Annotated in this window: 12 protein-coding genes and 3 tRNA genes; 12 read left to right on the top strand and 3 right to left on the bottom strand. The window is 72.2% G+C overall.

What is annotated here, in order from left to right; all coding sequences use genetic code 11:
- Nucleotides 1-80 precede the first annotated feature (80 nt).
- Nucleotides 81-1,634: a heparan-alpha-glucosaminide N-acetyltransferase domain-containing protein gene (locus AC3D3D_RS04325; RefSeq protein WP_463660764.1), complete on the bottom strand. Its 1,554-nt coding sequence runs from the start codon at nt 1,632-1,634 to the stop codon at nt 81-83.
- A gap of 272 nt (nt 1,635-1,906) precedes the next feature.
- Between AC3D3D_RS04325 and AC3D3D_RS04320 the strand changes: the two genes are divergently transcribed.
- Both AC3D3D_RS04320 and AC3D3D_RS04315 read left to right on the top strand, forming a co-directional pair.
- Nucleotides 1,907-5,497, top strand: coding sequence for a metallophosphoesterase family protein (locus AC3D3D_RS04320; protein ID WP_488512438.1), 3,591 nt, complete (start codon nt 1,907-1,909; stop codon nt 5,495-5,497).
- Between the two features lie 249 nt (nt 5,498-5,746).
- Nucleotides 5,747-9,334 carry a metallophosphoesterase family protein gene (locus tag AC3D3D_RS04315; protein WP_463660766.1) on the top strand — a complete coding sequence of 1,196 codons (3,588 nt, stop codon included), beginning with the start codon at nt 5,747-5,749 and terminating at the stop codon, nt 9,332-9,334.
- 56 nt (nt 9,335-9,390) lie between these two features.
- Here the strand turns inward: AC3D3D_RS04315 and AC3D3D_RS04310 are convergent, their stop codons facing one another.
- Nucleotides 9,391-10,338: a 3-methyladenine DNA glycosylase gene (locus AC3D3D_RS04310; RefSeq protein WP_463660767.1), complete on the bottom strand. Its 948-nt coding sequence runs from the start codon at nt 10,336-10,338 to the stop codon at nt 9,391-9,393.
- Nucleotides 10,339-10,350: 12 nt separating this feature from the next.
- Between AC3D3D_RS04310 and AC3D3D_RS04305 the strand changes: the two genes are divergently transcribed.
- The 5 genes from AC3D3D_RS04305 (at nt 10,351) to AC3D3D_RS04285 (ending at nt 13,179) form a co-directional block, all read left to right on the top strand.
- Entirely contained in the window at nt 10,351-11,109 is a 759-nt protein-coding gene (locus tag AC3D3D_RS04305) for a fumarylacetoacetate hydrolase family protein (RefSeq protein WP_463660768.1), read from the top strand.
- Nucleotides 11,110-11,151: 42 nt separating this feature from the next.
- Nucleotides 11,152-12,666 (top strand): glutamate--tRNA ligase, encoded by a 1,515-nt coding sequence (gltX, locus tag AC3D3D_RS04300; protein WP_463660769.1) that lies wholly within the window; start codon nt 11,152-11,154, stop codon nt 12,664-12,666.
- Between the two features lie 130 nt (nt 12,667-12,796).
- Nucleotides 12,797-12,871, top strand: a tRNA-Gln gene (locus tag AC3D3D_RS04295).
- Nucleotides 12,872-12,912: 41 nt separating this feature from the next.
- Nucleotides 12,913-12,985 (top strand) — tRNA-Glu (locus AC3D3D_RS04290).
- A 121-nt stretch (nt 12,986-13,106) separates the two neighbouring features.
- Nucleotides 13,107-13,179: transfer RNA gene (locus AC3D3D_RS04285), tRNA-Glu, on the top strand.
- Between the two features lie 49 nt (nt 13,180-13,228).
- Here the strand turns inward: AC3D3D_RS04285 and AC3D3D_RS04280 are convergent.
- On the bottom strand, nt 13,229-13,960 hold the full coding sequence (locus AC3D3D_RS04280) for an IclR family transcriptional regulator (protein WP_463660770.1): 732 nt from the start codon (nt 13,958-13,960) through the stop codon (nt 13,229-13,231).
- A gap of 82 nt (nt 13,961-14,042) precedes the next feature.
- Here AC3D3D_RS04280 and leuC point away from each other — a divergent pair, with 82 nt between their 5' ends.
- From leuC to AC3D3D_RS04255, 5 genes are all read left to right on the top strand, one after another.
- Complete coding sequence (leuC, locus tag AC3D3D_RS04275; protein WP_463660771.1) at nt 14,043-15,476, top strand: 3-isopropylmalate dehydratase large subunit; 1,434 nt, start codon at nt 14,043-14,045, stop codon at nt 15,474-15,476.
- Nucleotides 15,477-15,488: 12 nt separating this feature from the next.
- Nucleotides 15,489-16,145 (top strand): 3-isopropylmalate dehydratase small subunit, encoded by a 657-nt coding sequence (gene leuD, locus AC3D3D_RS04270; RefSeq protein ID WP_463660772.1) that lies wholly within the window; start codon nt 15,489-15,491, stop codon nt 16,143-16,145.
- A gap of 178 nt (nt 16,146-16,323) precedes the next feature.
- A complete protein-coding gene (gene murA, locus AC3D3D_RS04265) occupies nt 16,324-17,643 on the top strand; it encodes a UDP-N-acetylglucosamine 1-carboxyvinyltransferase (protein WP_463661057.1) in 1,320 nt (439 codons plus the stop codon).
- 90 nt (nt 17,644-17,733) lie between these two features.
- Entirely contained in the window at nt 17,734-18,684 is a 951-nt protein-coding gene (locus tag AC3D3D_RS04260; RefSeq protein ID WP_463660773.1) for an ABC transporter ATP-binding protein, read from the top strand.
- Nucleotides 18,685-18,731: 47 nt separating this feature from the next.
- A complete protein-coding gene (locus AC3D3D_RS04255) occupies nt 18,732-19,589 on the top strand; it encodes an ABC transporter permease (protein ID WP_463660774.1) in 858 nt (285 codons plus the stop codon).
- Nucleotides 19,590-19,595: the final 6 nt, after the last annotated feature.

Raw genomic sequence — 19,595 nt, 5'->3', positions numbered from 1 at the left:
GCGCCCGGGAGCCCGAGCCGGCGATCGAGGGAACCGGCCGCGCCGGGGGGAGTTCCGGAGGAGTCGCGCACCTCGCGACCCTAGGTCGCGTCGGTGTCCTGCCGATGAACGGGCGGGCCGAACCGCTCGCGCTCGGTCGGGTGGCGGGTCCCCGGCGGGGCGCCGACGTAGGCGGGGGAGGGAGCGTAGGTCGCGTAGGCCGGTGACGAGGGGTAGGCCGGTGACGAGGCGTAGGGCGACGGCGCAGACCCGTCGGGCGACGCCGACCCGTTCGGCGAGGGCGTCTCGGCGGGCTGGGGCGTGCCGGGACCGGTGCGCCCGGCCTCGTCGGTCCCGGCGTCCGTGCGCGCGGCACGCAGGGAGACGCCGTGCATGAGCCGCTCGAGCGGACCGCGCCCGAGCGTGAGGTACCAGGCCAGGCAGCCGAGCGCGAGGCCGCCGGCCAGGTAGGCGAGCGGGCGGTTGGAGTCCTGGGCCACCGCGAAGGTGTCGGGCCACCAGTCGATGACGACCACGTGCGCGGAGTAGGCGGTGAGCGACATCGTGCCGATCGCCCGCACGGGCAGCAGCACCACGTGGACCACCCGCGGCAGCAGGAGGCACACCGCCAGGATCGTCAGCGCCACGCCGCCCGAGCCGAGCATCTCCACCGGTGTCGCGCTGTGCGCCGTCGCCTCGAGCAGCTCGCCCCACCCCGGCCAGTGCGCGTCGGTGTCGAACGTGAGTCCCGGGACGCCGGGCAGGTGCCAGGGATCGCCCACGCTCTCGCCGCCGTCGATCAGGGGGTCTCCGGGGCCGGTGGGTTCGGTGGGCGCCACCGCCGGCGGGTTGGCGCCCGTCCACAGGAACTGCACCGACCGCTGCTCGCCCGGGTATGGGTCGTCCGCCGTCTCGGGGGCGAAGGACGACCCGCCGTCGTCGAGGGTGCGGAGCGCGGCCCCGCCGCCGTAGCCGACGCCGGCGGAGAGCAGCCCGGCGCCGAGGACGATGAGCAGGACCTTCCAGCTGCGCAGGTCCAGGCGGGCGAGGCCCATGCCGACGAGGACCAGGCCGAACCAGACCAGGCCCGGGTAGAGCCCGAGCATGGCGTCGAGGACCGCGCCGTTGACGCCCCAGCCGTCCGTGACCATGCCGGCCGCCTCGATGAACGTGAGCAGGTAGGGCATCCCCACCGAGGACACGAGCGTCCACGCCCCGCCGGTGATGAGGAGCCGGCGCGCCCCCCAACGGTGGAAGGGCAGCGAGAACATGAACCACACGGCGTAGAAGCCGAGGATGAGGGCCACGAACGTGTCGAGCATGGCCAGCGCGGCCGTGATCGCCAGGAGCAGGACGCCCCGCACGAGCACCCGGGTGCGGGCCTGGAGGGCGCGGATGCCGGTGTAGGGGGTGCGTCCGCCGGTGAGGATGCCGAGCGAGACGCCCGCCAGGAGGCAGAAGAGGATCGAGCTGCGACCGTGGGAGAAGCCGAGCCAGCCCGACAGCGTGGACAGGTCATCGGTGGTGTACCCGACGTGCGCCGTGACCATGCCGAGGACGGCGATGCCGCGGGCGAGGTCGAGGCCGAGGAGGCGCCCGGCGCTGCGGGGGGCCGGCGACTGCGGCGCGACGGCGGTACCGATGTGCGGTGGCATGCGCGAAGTCTGAACCCCTGACCCGCCCGGCGACGAGCCGCGGACGGCATCCGGGCGGGGGAGATGTCCCCTCGGCCGTGACGCGAGGTCGCAGGCGGCGACGTCGTCGCAGGTCATGGGGTCGATCAAGTCCGGACCGGCGATGACAGTGAAAGGGGTGACGTTCACGCCCGGGTCACCATCCGCTCATGGCGGGGTCATGTCGGCTCCGCAGCATGCCATGGCCGGGTGTTCGCCCGGTGTCCCTCGCACCAGCACACAGGAGTGATCCCATGCCACGCGTGACCCGCCGCCTCCTGGCGGTCGGAGCGGCGTTCGCCGTCGTCGCCTCGGCGACGCCGGCCCTCGCCACACCCGAGACCGGCGACGGAGGTGACGCCGCGACGTCGGGCCCCGTCCTCCCGCTCCAGTACGAGCCGGCGACGGCCACCCCGGAGCAGGAGGCGGCCGGCGCGCCGACCCTCACCCCCGCCGACGGGACCCGCGTGTCGGGCAACCAGACGCTCGTCGCCTCGCCCACCTCCGCCGACGACCCGGTCGACAGCCTCGCCGTCGACGGCGAGGAGCTGCCGGCCCGCACGACCCTCGGCGGCGACGAGAACGCCCTGTTCCAGGTCAACGTCGGCACCAACTCCATGTCGCGCGGCTTCGACAACTACCTCATCGTCAACGGCACGAGGCTGACGATCTTCGAGACCTACGCGAGCGAGGCCACGCGCATCGAGATCCCCTACGACCTCCTCGTGCACGGCGAGAACCACCTGACAATCGGCGCCGGCAGTCACCCGTCCGCCTGCGGCGTGAACTTCGACGACTTCGTCCTGGACGACTTCCGGCTCGTCCTCGCCGACGGCACCGAGATCCGTGACGAGCGCAACCCGGACAACGTGACGGTCGGCGACGGCAACTGCGGATCCGCCACCGACCGGAGCACCACCCAGGACCTCACCTTCACCATCGAGGGTGACCCGACGGAGGACTCCGGCCTGCTGCACGTCCTCGATACGACCACCGTGGAGGACGGCGCCCACGAGGTGACGGCGTCGACGGTGTCGGGCGCCGAGACCACGCAGTCGATCACGGTCGACAACACCGGGCCCGCGCTCGTCTCGTCGAGCCCCGCCGCCGGCGACTCCGTCATCGGCGAGCTGACGATCGCGGCCGAGGTCGCCGACGAGGCGGGACTGCGCGGCGAGACCGTGCTCACCCTCGACGGCGAGCCCGTGCGCATCGGTGACACGATCGCCACCGATGACCTCGACGCGGGCGAGCACGAGCTCGTCGTCGAGGCCGAGGACCGGCTCGGGAACAGCTCTCGCCACGTGGTGCCCTTCACCACCGCACCCAGCTCGCCCACGTTCGGTGAGATGAGCCCGCAGAGCGGCGCGCGCGACCAGGAGGACCCCGTCGAGCTGTCCGTCGACGTCACCGACCCGAACGGCGCCGACGTGACGACGACCTTCTACGCCGCCGACCCCGCGCGGCCGGACGCCGCCTACCAGGGCACGGCCGCCGAGCTCCCGCTGAGCCAGCTCGACTTCACGGGCCAGGAGGAGGCCGCGACCGACGCGCTGGCGCCCGGCGACGACGAGTCCCTGCGCAGCCCGGCCGCCGAGGGCGTGACCTACCAGCGCTTCGACGTGCCCGTCGAGGCCGCGGCCGACGACGAGATGGTCGTCTCCTGGTCCGGCGTGGTCGACCCCGCTCGCGGCGTGCGCCTGTACGCGTGGAACGCCGAGGAGCTGACCTGGGAGCGGCTGGCGGACGCGCGCGGCCAGGCCGAGGGTGAGACCCACCTGTCCGGCGCGGCAACCGCCGTGCACGACGACGCCGGCGAGGTCCACCTCCTCGTCGAGGGCTACGACCCGTTCGCCGACGACATCGCCGACGCGCCCGACGGCGAGTTCCGCGACCCGGCCACGTACGACTTCTCGCTCGCGCACCTGACCGACACGCAGTACTACGCGGAGGGCGCCGTCGGCGCCTCCGTCGGTGTGCCGAACAGCCTGCCCGAGGAGGAGCGCCAGCTGTTCGCGGACTCCTACCGCGGCATCGTCGACTGGATCGTCGACAACGCCGACGAGCGGAACATCGCCTACACCGCGCACACCGGCGACGTCGTGCAGAACCACATCGTCACCACCGACGACGAGGAGTGGACGGGGCTCGTCCACGACGAGTACCAGTTCGCCAGCGAGATGCAGACGGTGCTCGACGAGGCCGGGATGCCCAACGGGATCCTGCCGGGCAACCACGACAACATCTACGGCTCGACCAACGACATCTTCAACGAGTACTTCGGTCCGGAGCGGTACGAGGCGCTGTCCGAGGGCTGGGAGAACGCCGAGTACGGCGGTCCGTGGCGCGAGGGGGACAACTCCGCGCACTACGACCTGTTCACGGCCGGCGGCCTGGACTTCATCGCCGTGCACCTGCCGTACTGGACCTCGGACGCCCAGCTGGCGTGGGCCCGCGAGATCCTCGCGGAGCACCCGGACCGCAACGGCATCGTCGCGACCCACGTCTACCTGGGGGCCTCGACCTCCCCGGACGGTCGCGGGGCGGGCTTCGGCGCCCCCGACGGGCAGCCGATCTTCGACGAGGTCGTCTCGCAGAGCCCGAACGTGTTCCTCACCCTCGGTGGTCACATCCACGGCGTCGGCACGAACGTCCGCACGGACGTGGCCGAGCCGGGGCACCACGTCGTCGAGATGCTCGCCGACTACCAGAACTACGAGGTCGACGGCGCCCGCACCTCGGGCTTCTTCCGCCTGCTGCAGTTCGACGTCGACCGCGCCGAGATGACGGTGGACACCTACTCGCCGCGCCTCGACAACCACGGCGCCAGCGAGTTCGACGACCGTGAGCGCTACGACGGGACCGAGGACGAGATGACCCTCCCCGTCGACCTCAGCACGCGGACCACCTCGATCGCGACCGATGCGGTGTCCGTGGCCGTCCTGTCCGACGAGGTCATCGGCACCGACACGGTGGCGGGCGACGGCACGGCCACCGCGGGGTGGACCGGCCTGGCCGGTGGAGAGGCCCACGGCTGGTACGTCGTGGCCGAGAGCGCGGCGGGCGGCCGGGCGGTCTCGCCTCTCGCGACCTTCACCACCGCGGCCGACGGCGGCCAGGAGCCGGGTCCCGACCCGGAGCCCGAGCCTGAGCCGGAGCTGCCGGCGCCGGGTCGTGGGTTCTTCCTCAACGACGGCTGGGACGCGACGGCGGACCACGTCTTCGCCTACGGCCGCAGCGGGGATGAGGTCCTGGTCGGTGACTGGGACGGGGACGGGGCGGACACCCTGGCCGTCCGCCGCGGGAACCGGTATTTCCTGGGCAACACCATGGTCGGTGGCAACGCGGACGTCGAGCTCGGCTTCGGCCGAGCCTCGGACGCGGTCCTGGTCGGTGACTGGGACGGTGACGGCGTCGACACCTTCGCGATCCGCCGGGGGAATGCCTACTTCCTCACCAACACCCACGAGGGTGGGGATGCGGAGGTCGAGCTCAACTACGGCCGCGACTCCGACGTCGTGCTGGTCGGTGACTACGACGGCGACGGCTCGGACACCTTCACCGTGCGTCGTGGGAACCGGTACTACATCAACAACTCGCTTACCGGTGGCCACGCGGAGGCCGAGCTCGGCTACGGCCGGGCCTCGGATGCGGTCGTGGTCGGTGACTGGGACGGGGACGGTGCGGACTCCTTCGCGGTGCGCCGCGAGAATCTCTACCTGGTCTCCAACTCGCTGACGTCGACGGTCGCGGAGATCGAGCAGCGCTACGGCCGCGCCAGCGACGAGGTCTTCGTCGGCGACTGGGACGGCGACGGCACCGACACCCTCGGCATCCGCCGCTGAGGAAACGACGCCTGAGCGCCCGCCGGTCCACGGACCGGCGGGCGCTCAGGCGTGCGCGTGCCAGTTCTGCTCATCTGCGCACGCCGTCCGGCAGGCGCGAGATCCTGCCGAATCCTCACACTCGTGCGCATCGTCGCAGGTCAGTTCACCTCCCGGCCACATGTTGGACGACTTCGCGTCGTTCACGATGGGCAACGTGCGCATGCCGGGCTGCGTTGCCCGGGACCAACCCTCTCAAGGAGTACCTGTATGAGTGACGCACGATCGCGCCGCCTCGCCGCGGCGGCGCTCGGCACCGCCCTCATCGGTGTCGCACTACCGGCCGCCGCCCTGCCGGGGCCGGCCCCGCTCGAGCCGGACGCCCCGGCCGCGGCAGAGGACGAGGCCGCCGGCCCCGTCCAGCCCACCGAGTGGGAGGCCGCGACGGCCACCCCCGAGCAGGAGGCCTCCGGCGCCCCCACGCTCACCCCGGCCGACGGAACCCGCATCGCCGGCGCGGAGACCCTGGTCGCCGGTCGCACCTCGGCCGACGACCCGGTGGCCTCCATCGCGGTCGACGACGAGGAGCTCGTCGCGCGGCCCACGCTCGGCGGCGACGAGGTCGCGTACTTCCAGGCCGGCGTCGGGTCGAACTCGATGGCGCGCGGCAACGGCAACTACCTCATCGTCAACGGCTCGCGCGTGGCCATCCTCGAGACCTACGCGAGCGAGACCACGCAGATCCCCGTGCCCTACGACCTGCTCGTGCACGGCCAGAACACGATCGTCCTGCACTCCGGCGCCACGCCGGCGTACTGCGGCCTCAACTACGACGACTTCGGCGTCTCCAACTTCAACCTCGAGCTGGCCGACGGCACCCGGATCCGGGACGACGAGCAGCACCCCGTCATCACCCTCGGCGACGGCAACTGCGGCCACATCCCCGACCGTCCCCAGTCCGTCGAGCTCACCTTCACCATCCCTGGCGAGCCCGGCGACGACTCGGGCCTGCTCCACGAGCTCGACACCACCTCGCTGTCGGACGGCGAGCACGTCGTCACCGCCGCGAGCGAGTCCGGCGCCGAGACGACCCACACCTACACGGTCGACAACACCGGGCCCGCGCTCGTCTCGTCGAGCCCCGCCGCCGGCGCCTCGGTCATCGGCGAGCTGACGATCGCGGCCGAGGTCGCCGACGAGGCGGGGCTGCGCGGCGAGACCGTGCTCACCCTCGACGGCGAGCCCGTCACGGCCGGCGACACCCTCGCCACCGACGACCTCGTGGCCGGCGAGCACGAGCTCGTCGTCGAGGCCGAGGACCGTCTCGGGAACGGCGCGCGCCACGTCGTCGCGTTCACGACCGCCCCGAGCACCCCGGCCTTCGGTGAGCTCGCGCCGGCGGACGGCACGACCGACGTCGGCGACGCAGTCGAGCTGTCGGCCGAGGTGACCGACCCGAACGGCGCCGACCTCACGACGACCTTCTACGCGGCGGACAGCGCCGCGCCGAGCGCCGCCCACCAGGGCACCCTCCGCGAGGTCCCGCTCGGTCAGCTCGACCTCACCGGGCAGGAGGAGGCAGCCACCGACGCGCTCGACGCCGTCGACGGCGAGGTGCTCCGCAGCCCTGCCGGTGAGGACGTCACCTTCCAGCGTTTCGACGTGCCCGTCGAGGCCGCCGAGGACGACGAGATGGTCCTCTCGTGGGCCGGTGAGGTCGACCCGGCCCGCGGCGTGCGGCTCTACGCCTGGGACGTCACCGAGTCGTCCTGGGAGCAGATCGGCGACACCCGCGGCACCGCGGGCGCCGAGACCCGGCTCGGCGGCACCGTCGGCATGCAGCACGTCGACGCCGGTGAGGTGCACCTCCTCGTCGAGGGCTACGACCCGTTCGCCGACGACATCGACGACGCACCCGACGGCGCCTTCCGCGACCCGGGCACGTACGACTTCTCGCTCGTGCACATGACCGACACGCAGTACTACACCGAGGGTGCGATCCAGCGCGAGGACGAGACCGAGCGGGCGAACTTCGAGGCCGCCTACCGCGGGATGGTCAACTGGGTGGTGGACAACGCCGAGGAGCGCAACATCGCCTACACGTTCCACACCGGTGACATCACCGAGAACCACTTCATCCTCACCGAGAACGAGGAGTGGAACGAGCAGGTGCGTGGCGAGTTCGAGCTCGCCGACGAGCTGCAGGGCATCCTCGACGACTCCGGCATGCCGAACGGCGTGCTGCCCGGCAACCACGACAACGTCTACGGCCTGGACAACGACCTGTACAACGAGTACTTCGGTCCGGAGCGGTACGAGGCGCTGTCCGAGGGCTGGGAGAACGCCGAGTACGGCGGCCCGTGGCGCGAGGGGGACAACTCCGCGCACTACGACCTGTTCACCGCGGGCGGGCTCGAGTTCATCGCGGTCCACCTCCCGTTCTGGGCCTCCGACGCCCAGCTGACCTGGGCCCGCGAGACGCTGGCCGACCACCCGGACCGCAACGCGATCCTCGCCTCGCACGACTACCTCAACGGCTCGGACTCGCCGGACGGTCGGGGGGCTCCGTTCGCCAACCCGGACGGCCAGAACATCTACGACGAGGTCGTCTCGCAGAGCCCGAACGTGTTCCTCACGCTGACCGGGCACATCCACGGCGTCGGAATGAACGTCCGCACGGACGTGGCCGAGCCCGGGCACAACGTCGTCGAGCTCCTCGCGGACTACCAGGCCTACGAGGTCGACGGTGAGTTCATGACCGGCTTCCTGCGCCTGCTGCAGTTCGACGTCGACCGCTCCGAGATGACCGTGGACACCTACTCGCCGTGGCTCGACAACCACGGCGCCACCGAGTTCGACCCGAAGGAGCGCTACAACGGCTCCGAGGACGAGTTCACCGTCCCGGTCGACCTGTCCACGCGCACGACCTCGATCGCCACCGACTCCGTCTCCGTCGCCGTCCTCACCGACGACGTCATCGGCTCCGCCGACGTCGCGGGCGAGGGCACGGCCACCGCGCAGTGGGCGGACCTGGAGCCGAGCACGTCCTACGGCTGGTACGCGGTCGCCGAGAGTGAGACCGGCGGGTCGGCCGTCTCACCGGTCCGGACGTTCACGACGGCGGCCGGTGACGGCGAGCAGCCGGGTCCCGACCCGGAGCCCGAGCCCGAGGTGCCGGCACCGGGTCGCGGCTTCTACCTCAACGACGGCTGGGACGCCACGGCGGACCACGTCTTCGCCTACGGACGGCCCGGCGACCAGGTGCTGGTCGGTGACTGGGACGGCGACGGGAACGACACGCTGGGCGTACGTCGCGGCAACCGGTACTTCCTGGGCAACACCCTCGTCGGCGGGAACGCGGACGTCGAGCTCGGCTTCGGTCGGGGGAACGACACCGTGCTCGTCGGTGACTGGGACGGCGACGGCGTCGACACCTTCGCGATCCGCCGGGGGAACGCCTACTTCCTGACGAACTCGCTCGAGGGTGGGAACGCGGAGGTCGAGCTGAACTACGGCCGCTCCGGTGACGAGGTGCTCGTCGGCGACTACGACGGGGACGGCGCGGACTCCTTCACCGTGCGCCGTGGGAACCGTTACTTCATCGCCAACTCGCTCACCGGCGGTGCGGCCGACTCCGAGCTCGGCTACGGCCGCGCCACGGACGACGTGCTCGTCGGTGACTGGGACGGCGACGGGTCGGACTCCTTCGCGGTGCGTCGCGGGAACCTGTACCTGGTCTCGAACTCCCTGACCTCGACGCGTGCGGAGATCGAGCAGCGCTACGGCCGCGCGTCGGACGAGGTGTTCGTCGGCGACTGGGACGGCGACGGCACCGACACCCTCGCGGTCCGACGCTGAGCGTCGGTCCCATGTGACGGGTGAGCGCCCGCCGGTCCGCACGGACCGGCGGGCGCTCAGTCGTCATCGGTGTGGGGGAGGAGTGCCGTGGTGACGGCGAGGAGGCGCTCGCGCAGCGGTGCGGCCCGCTCGGACGTCTCGCGCTGGCGGCGCGCGTACTCCGCACGGCCGGCCGGCTCCTCGATCCGTACCGGAGCCAGCCCGTAGGACGACACGTCGTAGGGAGCGGCCGCCATGTCCAGCCGGCGCACGTCCAGCGCGAGGTCCGCGCAGTCCAGCAGCAGCTCGCCGGGCACGGCGGGACCGAGCGTGAGGCACCAGCGCAGCAGGTCCATCGTCACGTGCAGGCAGCCGGGCTGGTCGAGGTCGAGCTGCCGAGCGCGCGTGGGCCGCAGCGTGTTGAGCCCCTCGGCCTCGGGGGTGAAGAAGCGATAGGCGTCGTAGTGCGAGCAGCGGATGGTCGCCGCCTCCACGGCCGCGTCGGTCCCGGCCTGGCCCAGGCGCAGCGGCAGCGGGTGGCGGTGCTCGGAGCTCCGGTAGACCATCGCCCACTCGTGCCAGCCGAAGCAGCCGAGCGTCGGCGCGCGGCCCGCCGTGCGGCGCAGCAGCTGGTCCACCCACCGGACGCCGTCGCCGCGGTCGGCGAGGAACGCGTCGACGTCGAGCTCGACCCCGCCGCCCGCCGTGCGCCGGTGCCAGCGCCACGCGGCCCGCTCGGCGAGCCCGTCGCCCGCGGCGGGCGCGTCCACCTCGCCGGGCGCGCCGTCGTCGGGCAGGAGCTCGACCCCGACGCCGGGGTGCCACCGCCGCACCCTGCCCGGCTTGAACGGGTAGTACTTGTAGAGGAAGTCCTCGACCGCGTGCTTCTCGCCGCGTGAGCGCCGGGCACGGTGGTCCGCGGTGAAGGCGTCGGCCCGCGCGGCATGGGACGCGGCGCGGCCCCGCCACGCCTCGGCCGTCAGTCGCACGGGCCCAGGGTAGGTCGGTCCACCCGTGACCGACATAGGATCGACGCCATGCGCATCGCCCGATTCGTCACGGACGGCAACCCGCGGTACGGCATCCTCGACGAGGACTCCGGCGAGCTCGTCGTGCTGCGGTCCGACCCGCTGTTCGCCGGTCTGGACACCACGGGGGAGCGGATCGCGCTCGACACCGTCCGCCTGCTCTCCCCGGTCATCCCGCGCTCGAAGGTCGTCGGCCTGGCGCGCAGCTACCGGGTCGAGGGCGAGCCCGACCCCGAGCCGCTCGTCTTCCTCAAGCCCAACACGTCCGTCATCGGCCCCGACGACCCGGTCGTGCTGCCGCGCTGGGCCTCCGAGGTCTGGTACGAGGCCGAGCTGGCGGTGGTCATCGGCCGCATGTGCAAGGACGTACCCGTCGAGCGCGTCGACGAGGTCGTGTTCGGCTACACCGCCGCCAACGACTACACCGCCAAGGACCAGCTCGCCCCGGGAGCGCCGTGGACCCGGGCCAAGGCCTGGGACACCTCGACGCCGGTGGGCCCCTACCTCGCGCTCGACCTCGACCCCACCGACCTGGCCGTGCGCGCCGCGGTGGACGGCACCACCACCCAGGACGGCCGCACCTCCCAGCTCGTCCTCGGGGTGCGCGAGATCGTCGCCCAGGTCTCGGAGATCTTCACGCTCCTGCCCGGGGACCTCGTCCTCACGGGCACCCCGGCGGGCAACGGCGTCGTCGAGGAGGGTCGGCGCGTGGAGGTCGAGGTCGAGGGCATCGGCTCCTTCTCCAACCCCGTCCTGCGCCGCGACTGAGGGCCGGGCGCGCCGCGTCGCGCGGCTACCCTGGGCGTCATCATGACTGAGACCCCCGACGCCGCCGTGCGCGTGCGCTTCTGCCCCTCACCGACCGGCAACCCCCACGTGGGGCTCGTGCGCACCGCCCTGTTCAACTGGGCCTGGGCGCGGCACACCGGGGGCACCTTCGTGTTCCGCATCGAGGACACCGACGCCGCCCGGGACAGCCAGGAGAGCTACGAGCAGCTCATCGACACGATGCGCTGGCTCGGCCTGGACTGGGACGAGGGCGTCGAGGTGGGCGGCCCGCACGGCCCCTACCGCCAGTCCGAGCGGGCGGACATCCACGCGGGCGTCGTCGAGCAGCTGCGCGCCGCCGGGTACCTCTACGAGTCGTTCTCGACGCCCGAGGAGGTCGAGGAGCGCCACCGCGCGGCCGGCCGCGACCCCAAGCTCGGCTACGACAACTACGACCGCGACCTCACCGAGGAGCAGGTCGCCGCCTTCCGGGCCGAGGGCCGCGTGCCCTCGCTGCGGATGCGTATGCCCGACGAGGACATCACCTTCACCGACCTCGTCCGCGGCGAGATCACCTTCACCCAGGGCTCGGTGCCGGACTTCGTCGTCGTGCGGGCCAACGGCCGGCCGCTGTACACCCTGGTCAACCCCGTCGACGACGCCCTCATGGGCATCACCCACGTCCTGCGCGGCGAGGACATCCTCTCCTCCACGCCGAGGCAGATCGCCCTGCACCGGGCGCTGGTCGACCTCGGCGTCGCGGCGCAGGTCCCGCAGTTCGGGCACCTGCCTTACGTTATGGGGGAGGGGAACAAGAAGCTGTCCAAGCGCGACCCCGAGTCCAACCTCTTCCTGCACCGCGAGCGCGGCATGATCCCCGAGGGCCTGCTCAACTACCTCGCCCTGCTGGGCTGGTCGATCGCCCCGGACAACGACCTGTTCACGCGCGAGGAGATGGTCGCGGCGTTCGACATCCGCGACGTCCTGCCGAACCCGGCGCGCTTCGACAACGACAAGGCGACGGCGATCAACGCCGAGCACGTGCGCCGCCTGGCCGAGGACGACCTGGCCCGCCGGCTCGTCCCCTTCCTGTACGCCGGCGGCGTCGTGGGGGCGGACGACCGCGACGCGCTCACCGACCGCGAGCGCGAGATCCTCGATGCCCTGACCCCCCTGGTCCAGACCCGCATGCAGGTCCTGGGGGAGGTCACGGAGCTCGCCGGCTTCCTCTTCCTCGACGGCGCGGACCTCACCTACGAGGACAAGGCCGTGGCCAAGCTCGCCGACACCGCACCGGCGGTGCTCGCCGCCGGCCGCGAGGCGCTCGCCGCGCTGCCCGCGGACGGGTTCACGACGCCGCAGATCGAGACCGCCCTGCGCGAGGCGGTCGTCGATGGGCTGGGGATCAAGCCCCGCCACGCCTTCGGCCCGCTGCGCGTCGCCGCCACCGGGCGGACGATCTCCCCGCCGCTGTTCGAGTCGATGGAGATCCTCGGCAAGGACGAGACGCTGGCGCGGATCGCCCGGCTTGAGGGGCGGCTCACGTCGGCCTCGTGAGGTCGCTCACCGAGGGCCGATCCGGCTTGGTCTGCCCAACAAGTGCAGGTAAAGTTCAACGCCGGTACGACGTCGCGGACGCGGCCCCGGGAGCTCTCGGGATCGGGTCGGAAGCCGACTGGTGACCCCTTGGGGTATGGTGTAATTGGCAACACGACTGGTTCTGGTCCAGTTATTCTAGGTTCGAGTCCTGGTACCCCAGCCATCCGGCGTCGCAGCGCCGGAGCCACCGCGCAGGCGGTGGAGGCCCCCATCGTTTAGCGGCCTAGGACACCGCCCTCTCACGGCGGCGGCGCGGGTTCGAATCCCGCTGGGGGTACGCGGTGATCGACCTCACCGGCCTCGCGACCACCTTCCGGGTGACGTCGGGGCGGCTGTCCGGTAACGTCTTCCGGGCGCCGAGGCGCGAGAAGTGCAGCAGGACCAAGTGAACACAGCAGGCCCCCATCGTTTAGCGGCCTAGGACACCGCCCTCTCACGGCGGCGGCGCGGGTTCGAATCCCGCTGGGGGTACGGAAGAAGGCCCGGACCGAGAGGTCCGGGCCTTCGTCGTGCCCGCGCCCTACTCCTCTGCGTCCTCGTCCGTGCTGCGCACGACCTCGCTGAGCCGGTTGGCCGCGGCCATGACGCCCGGCGCGAAGTGCCGCCCCGGCTGACGCCCCATCCGCTCGATCGGCCCGGAGACGGACACCGCCGCCACCACGCGACCCGACGGGCCGCGCACCGGAGCCGAGACCGAGGCCACCCCGGCCTCGCGCTCGCCGACCGACTGGGCCCAGCCGCGGCGTCGGACCTGCGAGAGCATCGTGGCGGTGAAGGTGGCCCCGTGCAGGCCGCGGTGCAGGCGGTCCGGCTCCTCCCAGGCCAGCAGGGTCTGGGCGGCCGAGCCGGCGAGCATCGACAGCGTCGCGCCGACCGGGATCGAGTCGCGCAGGCCTACCGGCCGGTCTGCCGCGGCCACGCAGATGCGGTTCTCGCCCTGGCGCCGGAAGAGCTGGGCGGACTCGCTCGTGTGGTCGCGCAGCGCCATGAGGACCGGGCTCGCCGCGGCGAGCAGCCGGTCCTCGCCGGCGGCCGAGGCGAGCTCGCTCAGACGCGGGCCCAGGACGAACCGTCCCTGCATGTCGCGCGAGACGAGGCGGTGGAACTCGAGGGCCACCGCGAGGCGATGGGCCGTCGGTCGGGCGAGATGCGTCGCCGCGACGAGCTGGGCGAGGGTGGCCGGCCCCGACTCGAGGGCGGCGAGAACTGCTGCGGCCTTGTCAAGGACGCCGACTCCGCTAGAGTTGTCCATGGTTCAAGACTACTATCTCATCCCCTGAGATGCACGCGTAGGACGCGCGAGACGCAGGACGGGACGGACGGAAGGAGCCGCGATGAGCGGGACGCTCGCCGAGAAGGTGTGGCAGGAACATGTGGTCAGGCGTGGGGAGAACGGCGCCCCCGACCTGCTCTACATCGACCTCCACCTCGTGCACGAGGTCACCAGCCCGCAGGCCTTCGAGGGGCTGCGTCTGGCGGGGCGTCAGGTGCGCCGGCCGGACCTGACGATCGCCACCGAGGACCACAACACGCCCACGGTCAACATCGACGTGCCGATCGCCGACCGCACCTCGCGCACGCAGATCGAGACGCTGCGGAAGAACGCCGAGGAGTTCGGCGTGCGCATCCACTCCCTGGGTGACGCCGAGCAGGGCATCGTGCACGTCGTCGGCCCCCAGCTCGGCCTGACCATGCCCGGCATGACCGTGGTCTGCGGCGACTCGCACACCTCGACCCACGGCGCCTTCGGTGCGCTGGCCTTCGGCATCGGCACCTCCGAGGTCGAGCACGTCCTGGCCACCCAGACGCTCCCGCTGTCCCCCTTCAAGACCATGGCGATCAACGTCGAGGGCACGCTGCGGCCGGGCACCACGTCGAAGGACATCATCCTGGCGGTCATCGCCAAGATCGGCACCGGCGGCGGCCAGGGCTACGTCCTGGAGTACCGCGGCGAGGCGATCCGCGACCTCTCGATGGAGGCGCGGATGACGATCTGCAACATGTCCATCGAGGCCGGCGCCCGCGCGGGCATGATCGCCCCCGACGAGACGACCTTCGAGTACGTCAAGGGCCGCCCCCACGCCCCGCAGGGCGCGGACTGGGACGCCGCCGTCGAGCACTGGAAGACGCTGCGCACCGACGACGACGCCGTCTTCGACGCCGAGGTCACCCTCAGCGCCGACGACCTCGAGCCCTTCGTCACCTGGGGCACCAACCCCGGCCAGGGCCTGCCGATCTCGGCGGCCGTGCCCGACCCCACCGACATCGCCGACGAGGACGAGCGCAAGGGCGCCGAGCGCGCCCTGGAGTACATGGCGCTGACGCCGGGCACCCCGCTGCGGGACATCGCCGTCGACACCGTCTTCATCGGCTCGTGCACCAACGGCCGCATCGAGGACCTGCGCTCCGTCGTCGAGGTCATCAAGGGCCGGAAGAAGGCCGAGGACGTGCGCGTGCTCGTCGTCCCCGGCTCGGCCCGCGTGCGGCTGCAGGCCGAGGCCGAGGGCCTGGACACGGTCTTCACGGAGTTCGGCGCCGAGTGGCGCAACGCCGGGTGCTCGATGTGCCTGGGCATGAACCCCGACCAGCTCGCCCCGGGCGAGCGCGCCGCCTCGACGTCGAACCGCAACTTCGAGGGGCGCCAGGGCAAGGGCGGGCGCACGCACCTGGTCTCGCCGCTGGTCGCCGCGGCCACCGCGGTGCGCGGCACCCTGTCCACGCCCGCCGACCTCGAGCCGGCCGAGGTTCCCGTCGGCGCAGGCGTCTGAGGAGGAGCTGAGATGGAGAAGTTCACCACGCACACCGGGGTCGGCGTCCCGCTGCGCCGCAGCAACGTCGACACCGACCAGATCATCCCGGCCGTCTACCTCAAGCGCGTCACGCGCACCGGCTTCGAGGACGCCCTGTTCGCCGCCTGGCGCGGCGACCCGGACTTCGTCCTCAACCGGCCGGCCTACGCGGGCGCCTCGGTGCTCGTGGCCGGCCCCGACTTCGGCACCGGCTCCTCGCGCGAGCACGCGGTGTGGGCGCTGAAGGACTACGGCTTCACGGTGGTCCTGTCCACCCGGTTCGCCGACATCTTCCGCGGCAACGCCGGCAAGCAGGGCCTGGTCGCCGGCCAGCTGTCCACCGAGGACTCCGAGATGCTGATGAAGATCCTCGAGGGCGAGCCCGGTACCACCGTCACGGTCGACCTCGAGGCGCGCACCGCCACCGCCGGGGACGTCACCGTCCCCTTCCAGATCGACGACTACACCCGCTGGCGCCTCATGGAGGGGCTCGACGACATCGGCCTCACCCTGCAGAGCGAGGAGTCGATCACCGCCTTCGAGGCCACGCGCGCCGACTGGCGCCCGAAGACCCTCCCCGCGAGGACCCTCGGGCCGGGCGAGGTCACGCTGGCCCGTCCCGTGGGTGAGGAATCCGCGCTGAGCTGACCCCCGCCGACGCGGCGGTGAGTGCCCTCACGGCGTCGCGCCGGACGCCGACGTATCCTGCTCGGCGTCACGCGTCGAACGTCGCGGGGCACCGCTCCGGCCGCGGCCGGAGCCACCTGCGCCCGGCACCCCCGGTCGGGCACCGACGATCGGAGGCCCGATGACCGACCTGCTGACGATGAACGACGTCCTGAGGATCGAGGGCGGGCGCCCGCTGACCGGCGAGATCACCGTGCGGGGCGCCAAGAACTTCGTGTCCAAGGCCATGGTCGCGGCGCTGCTGGGGGAGACCCCCTCCGAGCTGTACAACGTCCCGGACATCCGTGACGTCGAGGTCGTCTCGGGCCTCCTGCGCATCCACGGCGTGGGCGTCGAGCACGACCACGAGTCCGGGGTCCTGCGGCTGGACCCGAGCAACGTCGAGACCGCCCACGTGGCCGACATCGACGCCCACGCCGGCTCCTCACGCATCCCGATCCTCTTCTGCGGGCCGCTGCTGCACCGCCTCGGCGAGGCCTTCATCCCCGACCTGGGTGGCTGCCGCATCGGCGACCGGCCGATCGACTACCACCTCAACATCCTGCGCGAGTTCGGCGCGGTGGTGGAGAAGCTGCCCTCGGGCATCGCGATCAGCGCCCCGCGCGGGCTGCGCGGCTCGGTCATCGAGCTGCCCTACCCCTCGGTCGGTGCCACCGAGCAGACCCTGCTGACGGCCGTGCGCGCCGACGGCCGCACCGAGCTGCGCGGGGCCGCCACCGAGCCCGAGATCATGGACCTCATCGCCGTCCTGCAGAAGATGGGCGCGATCATCTCCGTCGACACCGACCGCACCATCCGCATCGAGGGCGTCGACCGGCTCGAGGGCTTCATCCACCACGGTCTGTCCGACCGGATCGAGGCCGCCTCCTGGGCCTCGGCCGCACTGGCCACCGGCGGCGACATCTTCGTCAAGGGCGCGACGCAGCCCGAGATGATGACCTTCCTCAACACCTTCCGCAAGGTCGGCGGCGCCTTCGACGTGCGCCAGGACGGCATCCGATTCTGGCACCCCGGCGGCGACCTCAAGCCGATCGTGCTCGAGACCGGCGTGCACCCGGGCTTCATGACCGACTGGCAGCAGCCGCTCGTCGTCGCCCTCACGCAGGCCGAGGGCCTGTCGATCGTCCACGAGACCGTCTACGAGAACCGGTTCGGTTTCACCGAGGCGCTGCGTGGCATGGGGGCGGAGATCCAGGTCTACCGCGACTGCCTCGGCGGCTCGCAGTGCCGGTTCGGGCAGCGCAACTTCTACCACTCCGCCGTCGTCTCGGGCCGCACCCCGCTGCGGGCCGCGGACATCGTCGTGCCCGACCTGCGCGGCGGCTTCTCCCACCTCATCGCGGCGCTCGCCGGCGAGGGCACCTCCAACGTCGCCGGGATCAACCTCATCAACCGCGGCTACGAGCACTTCCTCGACAAGCTCACCGCCCTCGGCGCCGCGGCGACGATGAGCAGCTGACAAACCTCATGGGTGGCCCCTGAACCGGCCACGTCGATCGGTGCGCTGACGCACGGGTGCTGGCCCGATACCGGCGGCATCGTTGCTGTCATGAACGCAACGAGCACCGACACCGTCATCGAGACCCAGGGCCTGCGCCGCTCCTACGGCACGGGCTCCGACCGCTTCGAGGCCGTTCGCGGCGTCGACCTCACCGTCCGCCGGGGCGAGCTCTTCGCCCTGCTCGGCACCAACGGCGCCGGCAAGACCTCCACGATGGAGGTCCTCGAGGGCCTCGGCCGCGCCACCAAGGGCAGGGTCAGCGTCCTCGGCGGGCACCCCGTCAAGGACCGCGCCCGGATCCGCCCCCGGATGGGCGTCATGCTCCAGGAGAGCGGGTTCGTCGCCGAGCTGACCGTGGCCGACACGGCGCGCTCGTGGCACGGGACCCTGGAGAGGTCGGTCGGGCCCGAGGAGGCCCTGCGGATGGTCGACCTCGCCCACCGCACAGGCGTCCGCGTCCCCTCGCTCTCGGGCGGCGAGCGCCGCCGCCTCGACCTCGCGCTGGCCCTCATGGGCGACCCCGAGCTGCTGTTCCTCGACGAGCCCACCGCCGGCCTCGACCCGCAGTCCCGCGCCGTCCTGTGGGACCTCGTGCGGGCCCGGCTGGCCGCCGGCACCACGGTCGTGCTCACCACCCACTACCTCGAGGAGGCCGAGGGGCTGGCCGACCGGATCGCCATCATGCACCGCGGCGAGATCGTCCGCGAGGGCGACCTCGCCCAGATCGTCGCCGACGAGCCCGAGCGCATCTCCTTCGAGACCGCCGGCACCGAGGACCTGCCCGTCGCGGGCCTGCCGCACCTGCTGGCCCGGCCCACCCAGGCCCGGGGCCGTACCGTCCTGGAGACCCACGACCTGCAGGCCACCCTCACGGCGCTCATGGTCGCCGCGGACCAGGCCGGCGTCCGCATCGACGGCCTCGACGCCCGGCACGCCTCCCTCGAGCAGGTCTTCCTCGGCATCGCCGGCAGCGAGCTCGACCAGGACGCCGCCGCATGAGCCGCGCGACCGCCGACACCCGTCCGCACCCCACCCAGGAGCACCCCATGACCACCACGAACGAGCCCACCACCACGAACCCCGCGCTGCCGACCGCCACACCCCGCCGCAGCGGCCCGCTCGGCCGGATCGCCGCGCTCGCCGTCGCCGAGCTCAAGGTCCTGCAGCGCAACTCGGTCGCCGCCTTCTACGCCATCCTCATGGCCCCGGCGATGCTCCTCCTCATGACCACCCTGCCGGTCTGGGAGGACATCGCCTCGGCCGCCGGGCCGGCGATGGCGGTGCGCGCGATCGGCATGCTCGTCATCTTCGGCATCGTCATGGCCGTCTACTTCAACCTCACGACGGCGGCCGTCGCCCGGCGTCAGTCCCTCTCCCTCAAGCGCCAGGTCTCCGGGACGGCCCGCACGTGGGAGGTCCTCACCGCGCTGGCGATCCCCAATGTCACCGTCTTCCTCGCGCAGGTCGTCATCGGCACCGGCGTGGTCGCCTGGCGGATGGAGAGCCCTGAGATGACCAACCCGCTCGTCGCGGTCCTCGGGGTCCTGCTGGGGGCCGTGGTGTTCGTCCTGCTCGCCTACGTCACCTCGATCCTCACGCGCACGGCGGAGTCCGCGCAGCTGACGACGATGCCGATGATGCTCATCGGCCTCATCCTCTCCGGGGCCCTCGTGCCGGCGTCGGTCTTCCCCGAGCGGGTGCAGACGGTCATCGAGCTCCTCCCGGTCATGCCGGTCACCGAGCTCGTCTCGATCGGGCTCGGCGGGACGACCGCCGCCGGCGAGCAGCTGAGCTTCGCGGAGACGTTCGTCGAGGCCGCCGTGCCGGTCGCGGTGCTCGTCGTCTGGTCCGTCGTGCTCGCCGTCGTCGTCGCGAGGAAGATGCCGCTCGAGCCGCGCCGCTGACGCACC

The sequence above is a fragment of the Georgenia sp. X1117 genome (assembly GCF_057784635.1).
The sequence above is the reverse complement of the archived record's forward strand: the minus strand, read 5'-3'. Positions and strand labels throughout refer to the sequence as shown.